Annotated in this window: 11 protein-coding genes and 1 tRNA gene; 6 read left to right on the forward strand and 6 right to left on the reverse strand. The window is 40.1% G+C overall.

What is annotated here, in order from left to right; genetic code table 11:
* Window positions 1–48 precede the first annotated feature (48 nt).
* Window positions 49–549 carry an RDD family protein gene (locus HRU23_07030; GenBank protein ID NRA53884.1) on the reverse strand — a complete coding sequence of 167 codons (501 nt, stop codon included), beginning with the start codon at window positions 547–549 and terminating at the stop codon, window positions 49–51.
* A 270-nt stretch (window positions 550–819) separates the two neighbouring features.
* Between HRU23_07030 and HRU23_07035 the strand changes: the two genes are divergently transcribed.
* Window positions 820–904, forward strand: a tRNA-Leu gene (locus HRU23_07035).
* A 496-nt stretch (window positions 905–1,400) separates the two neighbouring features.
* Here the strand turns inward: HRU23_07035 and HRU23_07040 are convergent.
* Together HRU23_07040 and HRU23_07045 are read right to left on the reverse strand one after the other, a co-directional pair.
* Complete coding sequence (locus tag HRU23_07040; GenBank protein ID NRA53885.1) at window positions 1,401–2,060, reverse strand: DUF2971 domain-containing protein; 660 nt, start codon at window positions 2,058–2,060, stop codon at window positions 1,401–1,403.
* A gap of 342 nt (window positions 2,061–2,402) precedes the next feature.
* On the reverse strand, window positions 2,403–3,593 hold the full coding sequence (locus HRU23_07045; GenBank protein NRA53886.1) for a hypothetical protein: 1,191 nt from the start codon (window positions 3,591–3,593) through the stop codon (window positions 2,403–2,405).
* A 99-nt stretch (window positions 3,594–3,692) separates the two neighbouring features.
* On the opposite strand from HRU23_07045, the gene HRU23_07050 reads away from it, so the two are divergent.
* Entirely contained in the window at window positions 3,693–3,836 is a 144-nt protein-coding gene (locus tag HRU23_07050; protein ID NRA53887.1) for a hypothetical protein, read from the forward strand.
* Window positions 3,837–4,337: 501 nt separating this feature from the next.
* On the opposite strand, the gene HRU23_07055 is transcribed toward HRU23_07050, so the two are convergent.
* A complete protein-coding gene (locus tag HRU23_07055) occupies window positions 4,338–5,522 on the reverse strand; it encodes a Fic family protein (GenBank protein NRA53888.1) in 1,185 nt (394 codons plus the stop codon).
* Window positions 5,523–5,756: 234 nt separating this feature from the next.
* Here HRU23_07055 and HRU23_07060 point away from each other — a divergent pair, with 234 nt between their 5' ends.
* The 4 genes from HRU23_07060 to HRU23_07075 all read left to right on the forward strand — a co-directional run bounded on the left by HRU23_07060 (window position 5,757) and on the right by HRU23_07075 (window position 10,044).
* Window positions 5,757–7,379 (forward strand): phosphoethanolamine--lipid A transferase, encoded by a 1,623-nt coding sequence (locus tag HRU23_07060; GenBank protein ID NRA53889.1) that lies wholly within the window; start codon window positions 5,757–5,759, stop codon window positions 7,377–7,379.
* 11 nt (window positions 7,380–7,390) lie between these two features.
* On the forward strand, window positions 7,391–7,759 hold the full coding sequence (locus HRU23_07065; GenBank protein ID NRA53890.1) for a diacylglycerol kinase: 369 nt from the start codon (window positions 7,391–7,393) through the stop codon (window positions 7,757–7,759).
* Between the two features lie 185 nt (window positions 7,760–7,944).
* Window positions 7,945–8,619, forward strand: a complete 675-nt coding sequence (locus HRU23_07070) for a response regulator transcription factor (GenBank protein NRA53891.1) — start codon at window positions 7,945–7,947, stop codon at window positions 8,617–8,619.
* 3 nt (window positions 8,620–8,622) lie between these two features.
* A complete protein-coding gene (locus tag HRU23_07075; GenBank protein ID NRA53892.1) occupies window positions 8,623–10,044 on the forward strand; it encodes a HAMP domain-containing histidine kinase in 1,422 nt (473 codons plus the stop codon).
* A gap of 76 nt (window positions 10,045–10,120) precedes the next feature.
* On the opposite strand, the gene HRU23_07080 is transcribed toward HRU23_07075, so the two are convergent.
* Both HRU23_07080 and HRU23_07085 read right to left on the reverse strand, forming a co-directional pair.
* Window positions 10,121–10,846 carry a tetratricopeptide repeat protein gene (locus HRU23_07080; protein NRA53893.1) on the reverse strand — a complete coding sequence of 242 codons (726 nt, stop codon included), beginning with the start codon at window positions 10,844–10,846 and terminating at the stop codon, window positions 10,121–10,123.
* A complete protein-coding gene (locus HRU23_07085; GenBank protein NRA53894.1) occupies window positions 10,843–12,414 on the reverse strand; it encodes a secretin N-terminal domain-containing protein in 1,572 nt (523 codons plus the stop codon). Before HRU23_07085 ends, HRU23_07080 begins: the two co-directional genes overlap by 4 nt.
* Window positions 12,415–12,416: the final 2 nt, after the last annotated feature.

The raw sequence follows: 12,416 nt of genomic DNA on the forward strand, positions 1-12,416 counted from the left end.
GAATACATGCTGAGACAGGGAGCCGACTCAGCATGGTAAGTTTTGTGATTAAAGCTGATCCCAGTTTTTTATTCTGTTAGCTTTATGGCTTAATACCACCATTTCAGATCCTGAGATCCGGTCTTGCAGGCTCATATTCTCGCTTTCTTTTGACCAAAGCCAAATGTTACCCAGCCCTAAGAAACCAGTGCCTAAACGAAGCACTGCCTGCAAGGTGCTAATAGAACGGCCGTCCATGCGCTGAATTTTTAAACGCCAAGCTCGCATACCTAATGTTTGACCGCCATGAGTCCAAAACCACACAAAGAACAAACACACTACCGTGATCAAATAACCTGAATAAACATCACTGGTGATTAAACACTGCTGAATGTCGGCGCCATCATCACAGAACTTTGGGTTTAAATTGGCCAACACAGCGACGATAATAAAACCGACAAAATGCGCGACAGCATAAACAGCCATGCCTACCATGTAATCGTATAATAGTGCGCCTAAACGTCGTTTAAATCCTGCGCGGGGGAAATCTGCGTGGTTCTCTGGTGCCATTATTTTATAAGCCTTAAAAAATTTTGCTTAGTTTAACAAAAGTGCTCAGGCTTGTAATGATTTTTAACTAGGGCTTGCTCACTATGACGAAAAGGTTATTCAAAGGCCGGTTTAGGTATTAACTATTCCAGAGTGTTTGTTTTACCGCCACTTAAACGCTTAATTGGTCATTATTGACCGATAATGAAAAATGACGCTTGCCAATAGAACAAGCCTAGGTATAATGCCATCCCATATCAGCGTGTTAACACACTGATAGTTGCATAAAATGCCGGTATGGTGAAATTGGTATACACGACGGATTCAAAATCCGTTGCCTTCGGGCGTGGCGGTTCAAGTCCGCCTACCGGTACCATTTTATGTTCTAAATTAGCCTCACATTGTTGAGGTTTTTTTATGCCTAAAATAAAGCACAAGGCGAACAGCGTCCGACTGTTTACGCGGTACTATTTTATGTTTAAATCAACCAACGAGAGTTGGTTTTTTTATGTCTGAAATTCAGTGTGAACATACAGCTGGCAGTATTAATTACGGTTTATAAATCAATGTAGTTACGTTTTTACTTGATCGAATAATTGTCGATAGGCGCTCTTATAGAAAATAAAGATATCTTGGTGTTGCCTAAATATGCTTCTGATGAAAGTTATTGAATATCAGTTATATTTCTTTGCGTGTCCCATCTTTGTTTTTTAACTAACTTCACGCTACAACTCTGCACGAAAACTTGTCTATAGCCTCAAAATTTAGAGGTTAGTTTTTCGTTGAGCCTTGGCTTTGGCAGGTGCTGTTTACTAATGCGTACGATCAGTGATGTGTGCCTATAACGCTACCTCTGTTGGTCGTGAACTTGCTCAGGATATTTTATTAAATTTTAATCCAAACGTTTTGCCGTTCATTTCTGTTTGATAATATTTAATGCTGGTATCATTTATAACTCTTTGTACTAATTGGATATCAGAGTTATCTGTATTACAGCCGAAATACACAGCTTTTAATGGTGCAGGCCATGGGTGTAAGCTATCACCTGTAGAAACTATATGGCGCCATTCATCTTCATAACCCCAGTGCATGGACTTAGTAAATAAAATACGGTGCATACTTGCTTTTTTTGATGCCGGATTTATTAGTGATTGTGTGCTTAATGTGGGATGGTTGTTGGTATAGAATATTTTTTTAGTCGCTTCGTCATCAGACAAAGCTGAAGTATTTATTCGTTCAAACTCTAGACACATACCTTTGTGTTCACACCCGTAATGTGCCCATAGAAGTAGGTTTTTATTGGTGGTACTCAGTGAGAGAACACCTAATTCTTCAATTTCTTGTTGAAATGATTTTAACTCTCCATCGAGAGGCGCTTTATTTGATACCATTGCGCCCTCCATATCCTCTCCAAACGCGGCATTTATTTTTGTGCTATTGGTAGTTCCGTCATAGGTACGAAGTTTCCCTGTGACATAAAATCGGGTATCGAAAGGGTCGTTAAATCTAGCTGGTTTAGAATACCATATCATTTTTTGCGATAGAGCTGATAGTTGGTTTTTGTTGATAGGCCCGTATTTGAACAGAGTTTTTATTTCTGGGAATTTCAATGCTATCCAATCCTTTATATATTGAGTTTAATACTGGGAGCTTTACTGCATGGATAATATATTGATTAACAGAAAGTTTCACAACTAGTTTTATCTGCCTAATCAATTCTTATATGAGCAGTAAATTCAGTAGTGAGCGTAATCGCTAATTTGATTTATCACTTATAGAATCAGCGTTTCAGCCGTGTGTGTCACAAGCTCGTATGGGGATATATAACATTTACCCTACGCACGTATCTAATCATTCCAACTGTTACCAGTTAACTAAGCTGTTAATTCTCCAGTCTCACAATAATTATCAAACCTTTTATTTACTAGTTTTTGATAGGTATTATAATTCTTAAATTCGTTTACAATGAATTCATCTGATACCCCCATCTGTAGAACTTCAAATTGCATTTTCTCAAATAGCTGTATTATTATGAATGTAAAGTCGGATAAGCATTTTGAATTAACTAGCTCTGGTGCTCTGAGGATTCCGAAGTTGTGTTTGAGATCTGATGGTGACATGAAACTGGGTAGGTAAATAGCAGGGTCGTTTTTTGTTGTTGCCTTAATGCCTTTTCGCCACCTTGATACGCGCTTTTTGATATGGCTTATTTCAGGGTTTACATACTCCTGTTTCTCTAGAATACGATCTTCACTTTTGGCTTCTTGCTCTTGAATAGCATTTGCAATGTCTGTGTAGAAAGTGGTCCACGATATACTGTTAGTTTTATATTTGTGTGTTGCCCATTTGGACTTTATTAATTTGATGAGGTTGCTATTACTGCGTTCCAGCTGACTTTTTTTGTTTAAGCTTGGTAAACACTGGCTCACTATGGACTTATATCCTGCTTCTCCATCTGGCTCACCAAATTCTGTGACCAAAAACTTTTCATATAGAGCGGCCCAATGTAGCACCATACTTATTAGGTAACTTGCCTCTGCCTCTTTGGTTCTATTGCTAAAATCCATGTTAACTGTCGGTAACCAGTATGCTGTTAATTCATTTAAGAAGTGATAGTTCTCCTCTTGTGTTTTACTTTGTCTTTCTCGTCCTGTTTTTATGAATTGTTTGTCTACCTCGCATAGTGCATTAATGAACTCAAAAAACTTTGATTGTTTTGTATTGTGACAACTTAACATCGCACCTCTTATTATTGATTTTAATAAGAACCATCCACCGATGTTTTTGGGATCTTCCGTTACCAAATCAGTAAAGTCTTCAGTAAAATCTAAGTTAATACCTAGTTCCTTGAAGTGATAAATTAATTTATTTACATCCATCTGCTCAGATCTGATTTCTCGAAATATCTGCTGATCGGATGTAATTGACTCGTCCTCTTTTATCATTCGGCTCATTTTCAGCATCATGTCTGCATCAGATTTAAAGAGTTTTGTTGAGAAGAATATTAGCTCTTGAAAGTGATTGAAAATAAGGCCTTTTTGAAATCCTTTATGTCGTGTATTCATATTTCAGTCAAATGTCCCTTTTATTTGTTTTCGTGAGCGTATCATCAACGTTGCTCTATATGAATAGATATTTTATCACTTAAAACTTAAGGACTTATTATGACTTTTATTAAACCACAAGATAACTCAAGCAACATGGGAAATGCCAATAAAGGTACTTCAGGAACTAATAAGCAGCGCGGTCAGGCTCAGGGAAATAGAAGTAAGCAACTTCAGCAAAACCGCCAAACTAGCAATAAATAAAGGGGTACCCTAATGAGTAGAGATTCTAACGATGATCGTAGTGACAGCATGAACCCAAATAATGATGCATATTGGGATAGTCTAGACAATCATGGAGATCAATTAAATCCGAATAATGATGAGTATAGCGGTGATGACGAGTAACAACATTACATCTCCCCTGCATTGTTAAGCATCGCGCGTAGCCTCTGATTTATAATTTTAATTAGGGGCTTTATATTTACATAGGAGATACTTAAGTAAACCAAGGCATTAAAACAGCATTATCATAACATTGTTGGTGTGTGTTTTTGTTCGCATTAACACGATAACTAATTGATTTTCAAAAACAAAGATAGGGCACGCATAAAGATCTACTTAATAAATAAAGAGTTAATTATTAGCTAGATGTTTCCAGTCAAATTACGATTTATATTATTTGGTTTAACAAGCCTCATTTAGTTGAGGCTTATTCATGTCCTAATTTCGATGTATACAATAATTAGCCTGAATTTTGGAATGTTAGTTTTTATTAATTAAGTAGCGACGGCTGCGCCCTTCGCCAACTGGCATTAAGATTTCTTTTTCAACGAGATCTACAATATCTCTTGCCGCGGTAGCGTCTGTAGTTTTAGCTAATGCTTTATACTTTTTACGAGAAATACCCTCACTAAAATCCGCAGTTTCTAATAAGCGAACAATCAATTTTTGTTGTCTGACATTGATAAGTGTTTTCTGATGTCTTTGCCAAAAATGAGTCGATTGCATCACTCGTTCAAATTCTTTCTTAGCATCGGTAGCAGCAATTTCTACCATAGATAAAAACCAGACTATCCAAGCGGTTAAATCAAGGTTATTACCTTCATTAATACAACGCTGATGGCTCTTTACCCCGCAACGCTGATGACTTTTCATCTCGCAACGCTGATGGCTCTCCAGCTGTTGATAATATTCAGTGCGGTGGTTTTCAAGAGCAGATGACAATGAATATAGGCGTAGGTTTGTATGTTCCGCTTCGGCTAGACAACGTTCAGCAATAATACGAGATAATCGGCCGTTACCATCATCAAAAGGGTGAACAGTCACAAACCAGAATTTAGCGATAGCAGCTCTGATGAAAGTTGATTCATCTGATGAGGTATTTAGCCAGTTAAAAAACGTATCCATTTCTTGTTCTACTTCGTTCTTTTCCGCACAGGGCGCTTCAAAGTGGATTTGTTGTTTACCGTATCGCCCTGAAATAATCTGCATTGTGTCATCGCGATAATCACCAATAGTCATAGGTGTGATTATTGGTGCAACAGGAAAAAGCATGTGATGCCATTGCTTTATAACATCGTGAGTTATTTGCTGATCGGTACTGCGGATCGCCGACAATAAAAGCTCAACCATCGCATCACTTTGTTTATGTGCTCTTGTTGCAAGGGAGGTACTCCCAGTGCCGATGCCGAGTTTATTAACGATGCTGGAACGCACGGAATCTCGATCATATAACTCGCCTTCTATTTTAGCTGAGGCTAGTGTTTCATCGAGTAAAATGGCCGCTTCCCAGTCTAAGCGTTGTTCATGAGTGAGCACTGCACTTAATTGTTTTAACGGCGAAACAGCTTGTATGCACGACTCAAGTTTTTGCATAACGATGGCTTTGTCATAAGTAAAGTTAGGCCAGTCTTTGTGTTGCCAAATGTATGAAGGAGAGTGGGGCATAATTTCCTCTTGAGTCGTTTAGGTGAGCTAATCGTATCAAATTATGAGTCGATTAGGCGTGTTAATCAACTCATTTATACATTTTATGCCTGAAATCAGTTGCCGTCAGGCGTGGCGGTTCAAGTGCTATACCCCAGCCTATTATTGTTTCTTAAGCAAAATAACAGCCAATCTTAAGCGTTTCTTTAGTGTCGACGAGTAGGCTAGACAAAAATTAATTAGCCGAGTTAATCAATGTTTAGCCTTATAAGAAATAAAAGCCCGCTCTTTGAAATTAGCAGTAATCAATTGATTATTTATCTCTCATTACTGTTTACCGTGTTATTTAATTTCCCCTTTCTAAATGGTGTCAGGGCGGCGGTATTTGAGGTCAATGATTACTCAATCGGGTTCTTGTTATCGGTGCCTGTTTTATTGTTTAGTCTTATTGCGATATTTTTTTCTTTGCTCGCTATTCCGCTGTTATTTCGCCCTATAGCAATGATAATCACAGTGCTATCGACGTTTGTTTTTTATGGCACCAGTGTTTACGGCGTGGTATTTGACTATGGCATGATTCAAAACACCTTTGAAACAGATGTATCGGAGGCTATGTCATATATCAATGTGTCTGCAGTAACAATAATCACGCTTATTGTTGTGCCTGTTACCTACCTTATTTACCAAGTAAAAATCACCTATAAACCCTTGCCTAAAGAGCTGCTCAGTCGATTAGTACTGGTTGTATGTTTATTTGCGACAGCTGCCGTGATTGCTAAGGTGTATTACGCTGACTATGCCGCGACGGGACGAAATAATCGCTATCTAAAAAAAGAGATTATCCCATTTCAGTTTGTTAGCAGCGGTTTTAAGTTTTTTTACGATGAGTTTTTAGCCCCAGAAAAACAATTTAAATTGTTAGATACCACACCGTCATTGATTAATACGGGTAACAAACCCAAAGTTACTATTGTGGTGGTCGGGGAAACCGCGCGGGCAAAGAATTTTGAGTATAACGGTTACGACAGAGCGACTAATGAATATACCCGAGTCTATTCTCCAAGCTATTTTTCAAATGTAGCGTCATGCGGTACTGCGACGGCGGTTTCTGTGCCATGCATGTTTTCGCAACAAACTAGAAGCAACTTCTCTAGATCTGACACGGATAACCAGCAAAACTTACTTGATATTGCCCAACTTGCTGGCGCTGATGTTCTGTGGATTGATAACAATAGTGGCTGTAAAGATGTTTGTAACCGTGTGCCTTCGATTCAAATCGATCCACAGCAAGACTCGCCACTGTGTGATGGCACTTATTGTTATGACGAAATATTGGTGCAGCAGTTAAAGAAAAAGCTAGCAAACATTCATGCTCAATCGACCTTAATTGTGTTGCACATGATTGGGTCGCACGGCCCTACGTATTTTAAGCGCTATCCTACTGAGGCGAAAAAGTTTGTTCCAGATTGCCCACAAAGCGATATCCAAAATTGCAGTCAGCAAGCGCTAATCAATACTTATGACAATACCATTTTGTATAGCGACTTGGTTAATGCACAAATTATTGCTGCGTTGCAGTCTTACTCATCATCTTACGATCTGTCTTTTATCTATGTCTCTGATCATGGTGAATCATTGGGTGAGAGCGGTGCTTACCTTCATGGTTTCCCTTATGCCTTAGCGCCAGCTGAGCAAACGCATGTGCCAATGTATTTTTGGTCGTCGCACCATCAGCGTGAATTCAAGGATTGTCTAGCGCCATTGAGCAATCGCTCGTTATCACATGACAACGTATTTCATAGCCTGATCAATTTAACCGGCCTTAACACTAAGGCGTTCGATGCGCAGTTGAATCTTTTTAATTCGTGCCAAACCTAAGGTAAACCCAAATGACAACAAATTTAAAGCAACGAACTGGCTTGAAACGCGTGCTTTTCACGGTCGTTCATTCTGGAAATGGCTTCAAGTGGCTGTTAAAAAATGAAGCAGCATTTCAACAGGAGGTTGCGTTATTTGTGCCGTTAAGTGGCGTGGCACTGATGTTAGACATCTCGCTTGCAAACCAACTAATTCTAATCTGCTCGCTGTTATTTGTATTATTTGCAGAGCTGGTTAATACCGCCATTGAAGTGGTGGTTGACCGCATAGGCAGCGAATTTAATACCTTGTCTGGTGTGGCTAAAGATATTGGATCGGCCGCGGTCTTTATATCGATGCTGATGGCTGCACTTATTTGGTGTGCAGTATTGTGGGGATAATCAAAGGACAGATATTTTTCGCTAAAATACTCAAGCGTAAAGGAACCAACTAGCACCAATAGCACTCGAACCTGCCTTAGTTGAAAAGGTCATTGCCCATGTGTTATTTGGGCTAGCCTATAGTGATAGCTGTATCGTCGTCTTGGCTGTTCAGCGCTTGTTGTAATAAATTTTAGGAAATTATAGTGAAACTTTTGATTGTTGAAGACTCTGAACCACTAAGGCGCAGTTTGTGTGTTGGGTTTGAAAATAGTGGATATACGGTTGAACAATCGGGTGATGGTGCGCAAGCATTAAGCTTAATCGCGAATAATGAATTCGATTTGGTGGTGTTAGATATTATGCTGCCTAGCGTCGATGGCTTGGCGATACTTAAAAGTATGCGTGCGAGCAACTCTTCGTCACGCGTTATTATTTTGTCGGCAAAAGCTCGCCCTGATGAAAAAGTAAATGGTTTGATGCTCGGTGCCGATGATTATCTTTCGAAACCATTTTTATTCGACGAATTGCTTGCTCGGGTGCAAACCGTATTACGGCGTGGGGCGTTGTTAAATAGTACCGACAGCAAAATAGTCATTGATGATTTCGAGCTAGATACTGCAATGAAATGTCTTAACTATTACGATAACGTCATAGAACTTACGCGAAAAGAGTATCAGATAATTAATTGTCTGTTTTCAGCCAAAGGAAAAATAGTAACGATCAATAAGATCAGTGAAATGATTGTTGGTGATTTTGACATGCTGTCAAAGAGCACAATCGAAGTACATATTTCAGCGATAAAAAAGAAAGTTCGCAAGGTTGGTGGTGAATTACCGATTAGAAATAAGCGCGGATTCGGTTATATTGCAGGTGGTTAATTTATGCGTTCAATAAGACAGCAGTTAATAAAAACCATCTCTATTATATTATCAGTGGTGCTGTTCGTGATTTTTCTGGTCGTCGATATTAGTTTAGACAGCTGGGTTGAAGAGCAGTTTAATCACTCGTTAGAGCAGAAAGCTAACTATTTGAAAAACCTAGTCGATGAAGATGATGGGGTGATTGAATTTGACTTTTCTGCTCAATTTATGCCGGAATTTTCCGCGCAGTTGAACCAAGAATATTTTCAGCTTTGGAGCAATGACAGCACGGTTGAAAAATCAGATTCTTTTAAACACTTACCGGATGTTAATTTACCCAGACTCGATCTTATGATCAACACCTCTACTATTGTCGATACCGTGTTGCCTAACGGTCGAGATGGTCGAGTAATCATTACTCATTTCTTGCCACAAGCTGGTGATAGTGGCGAAATGCAGATGCAAACGGCGACATACCTTTCCGTTGCTATGCCGACAAAAGATCTAAGCCAGCTCACTATTATTGTCGATATCTCATTAATATTGAGCTTTATGTTAGCAATTTTTGCGGTGAGATATTTTGTCAGTAAAATAGTGACGAAAGGTTTAAGGCCATTGCTTGAGTTAAATGAGCAGATCAAAAATTTAGATATTACCAAAGCAAATGCGCTACTTGAAGTGGGTGAAAGTAGAGTTGAAGAAATAGAGCCAATCCGCAGAGAGCTCAATAGCTTTATTAAAAACAACAAAAGATTAATCGAAAATGAGCAGAGACTGACGTCTGACATTGCTCATGAAATTAAAACACCAATTTCTGAAATTATTAGCTTAACTGAAATGTCGATCAAGTACCCAGATGAGGTGCGGATCAATAAAACCTATAAACAGGATGTGCTTGCTTCGTCAACTCGGCTAAATAATATCGTGCATAAGATGCTGCTATTACATCAGGCTGCAAGCCAAGAGCTGGCAATAAATGAGGAACCGGTTGAGATTATTAACGCGATTGAAAATACTTGCTCCTCGTTAAGCTTTAAATACCCAGCTCAAGTAGCGCAGATAATTATCACTAATCCAGATAATTTAACCACGATGTTTGTCGATAAGTTTTGTTTCGAGACGGTATTAAATAACTTGTTAGATAATGCATTTTTTTATGCTGCCGATCACTCTCCAGTGCGGGTTGAGCTCAGTCAGTTAAGTGCATTTCGGTTGCAGATAGCCGTGACAAATCAATGTGACAAAGGCATGAGTCAACTCGAACTTACCAGTTTGTTTGAACCTTTTTATCAGTTAGAAAAATCCCGAACTCACTCGGGACGTCATGGCCTAGGGCTTTCTATTATTAAAAAATTATCTGACTTAGCTAACTACAATATATCGATCGAATATAATAACAACGTAGTCAGCTTTTCTTTTGATGTTCAACTGCTTAATGACTGATTCCTTAATGGCTAGCGCCTTAACTGGTTAATGACTACCCCCTTAACAGTTGAGCGAGTTCGAGATAATTTATTCATTAATTAAGTTGTGATGTTTCGAGCGCCGCTCCTTGCTTTACTTTTTGCTTGGCCAATGCAAATTTGCTCAAGCGAACGATCACTAGGCTACGTAACTTGCCATATGTTATGTCGGCAGTGGATAGCTTGAGAAATTGCTTATAGGCGACTATCGCTTTGTCAATTTCGCCGATGGCCTCATTGGCATAGGCAAAATTAATCATCACAGCGGGATTATTCCCTTGTATTTTGTCAGCAACCTGCAGCATATAAATAGCAGCTTGTGGATTGTCTAACTCCTGTTCGACAATCGCACGTTGTACCCAAATCGCTACCTCATCTCCTTGCCGCGCTATTGCTTCATCGAGGTATAAAGCGGCATTGGCTAAATCTTGATTTAATAGCAGCGCAGTGCCGGCCCAAAACCACGGGCGCCAGTCTTGCGACGATTGAGACGTTAATGGGCTTAATACCCTAATGGCTTGATCAGAGCGGCCCGTTTTTGTTAGTAATCGCCCGTAGGCTAATCGGACGTCGGCATGGTCAGCATCAAGCTTATAGAGCTCGGCCAGTTTAGTGCTGGCGCGGGCTAAATTACCGGTCTTTTCCAGTTTTAGCGTTGTTGCCAGCATTAACTCGATGCTCGGTTGTGTCGCTGTGGCGGCAGTGCCCACTGGCTGCGCTAAGGCCGCAGGCGACAACATCAACACAAGTATCATCATAAGGTAGGTAAACAATGTTTTCATTGGCGGTTATCCTGTGGCTGAGGTTTATTAATTGCGGAAAAACTATCGTCGATCACCGTGGGCGTAATGAAAATAATCAGTTCTTTTTTTACGGTATTTTCATAATTACCTTCAAACAATTGTCCAACCCCAAAGACGTCTTTAATGCCTGGCACACCGCGGTTTGTTTTAGATTGTTGGGTTTGGATTAGACCACCGATAATAATAGTTTCTCCGTTAAGCGCTCTGATTAAAGAAGAGGTTTGTCTTATGTCGAGATTAGGCGCGGATGACAGCACATTACCTGTCGAGTCTTTGACCTCGCTAACACTTGAAACGCGGGTGATAACGGGCGAAACGTCCATAATCACCCAGCCATCCTTTGATATTTGAGGGGTGATCGACAGCACAATGCCTTCAGTAACGACTTGGGGCACGTCGGTGGTGCTGGTGGTTGAGCCGGCCGTAGTAGTATCGGTGCTTTGCTCTCGCCTGAAAAAGGTCCGATCGGTACCTACCTTGATCAGTGCTGATTGGTTATTGAGGGTACGGATGTGGGGTTGAGACACAATTTTAACTTCCCCTTGTTCTTTTAGTGCATTGATTGTTGCCGATAATTGGTTAGCTCCGTTGGCCCCAAAATCAAAAATACCCAGTGACAGGGTTGGGTTTAAGGCTGCGCCAACACCCGTTGGTGCCGTGATAATATTACTGAGACTGAAATCGGTTTGAATGCTACTTTTATTGGAGCTCGCTAGCCGAGACCAATCGACACCGAGGCTATAATCGTCATTGAGTGTTACCTCGAGAATTTTTACCTGAATATCGACCTGTCGGCGAATAGAGTTGTTAATATCGTCAATGTATTGGGCCATTTCCTTAACTCTGGGGTGACGGTCCGAGATCTGAATGGTGCCGGCAATGTTATTAATCACCAATCGTCCTTCAGCAGACACGAGCGTTTTTAACTGCTTTTCTAGCTCGGCCCAAAATTCAATCCGGTTTTCCTGTTTAATGCTAATGTTTCCGGCTTGGGCACCAGATCCCTCTCCGCCTCCTGAAGAGCTACCCGAGCTGACACTTGCTTCACTTGAGGAGGTTCCTACCCGGTTTAGACGAATATAATTGACGTTAAATATCCGAGTTTGCCACGAGCGTACGCGAATTAAATCTTGTTCAATTTGCCAGTAATAACCCATTGAGCTAAGTAACGCGGTCATTGCGTGGTCAAAAGGTAATTGGTGAAAGTCGACATTAACAACACTGCTAACATCTTGGTCGGTTAAAATATTAAGCTGATAAGTTTTGGCAAATAATCGAATAGCTTGTTGAATTGGCATATCTTTGGCAACGAAGCTATATAGTTTTTCTTTGGTTTGTACCGGCAGCGCATTGGCCACCTCAGGGAAAACTATGCGCTCGGACACGGGAATTTTCTGCAGCTGTTCCAATGAAATAGGCTGAACTTTTTTTGCGTGATAACGCGGAAACTCGGTATTTATTTCCGTTTTTTGCAGACTTGAGCAGCCAAAAAGTAACATTGAATAACCTAGGCTCTGCAAAATAAGGAAAATCCGGTTTTTATTCATCA

The organism is Gammaproteobacteria bacterium, assembly GCA_013214945.1.
Classification (GTDB): domain Bacteria; phylum Pseudomonadota; class Gammaproteobacteria; order Enterobacterales; family Psychrobiaceae; genus Psychrobium.

Excerpts from the sequence above, each read along its gene's own strand:
- HRU23_07065 (NRA53890.1), top strand. The coding sequence starts at position 7,391 with ATGACAACAAATTTAAAGCAACGAACTGGCTTGAAACGCGTGCTTTTC.
- HRU23_07085 (NRA53894.1), bottom strand. The coding sequence starts at position 12,414 with ATGAATAAAAACCGGATTTTCCTTATTTTGCAGAGCCTAGGTTATTCA.
- HRU23_07080 (NRA53893.1), bottom strand. The coding sequence starts at position 10,846 with ATGAAAACATTGTTTACCTACCTTATGATGATACTTGTGTTGATGTTG.
- HRU23_07030 (NRA53884.1), bottom strand. The coding sequence starts at position 549 with ATGGCACCAGAGAACCACGCAGATTTCCCCCGCGCAGGATTTAAACGA.
- HRU23_07055 (NRA53888.1), bottom strand. The coding sequence starts at position 5,522 with ATGCCCCACTCTCCTTCATACATTTGGCAACACAAAGACTGGCCTAAC.
- HRU23_07075 (NRA53892.1), top strand. The coding sequence starts at position 8,623 with ATGCGTTCAATAAGACAGCAGTTAATAAAAACCATCTCTATTATATTA.
- HRU23_07045 (NRA53886.1), bottom strand. The coding sequence starts at position 3,593 with ATGAATACACGACATAAAGGATTTCAAAAAGGCCTTATTTTCAATCAC.
- HRU23_07050 (NRA53887.1), top strand. The coding sequence starts at position 3,693 with ATGACTTTTATTAAACCACAAGATAACTCAAGCAACATGGGAAATGCC.
- HRU23_07060 (NRA53889.1), top strand. The coding sequence starts at position 5,757 with ATGTTTAGCCTTATAAGAAATAAAAGCCCGCTCTTTGAAATTAGCAGT.
- HRU23_07040 (NRA53885.1), bottom strand. The coding sequence starts at position 2,060 with ATGATATGGTATTCTAAACCAGCTAGATTTAACGACCCTTTCGATACC.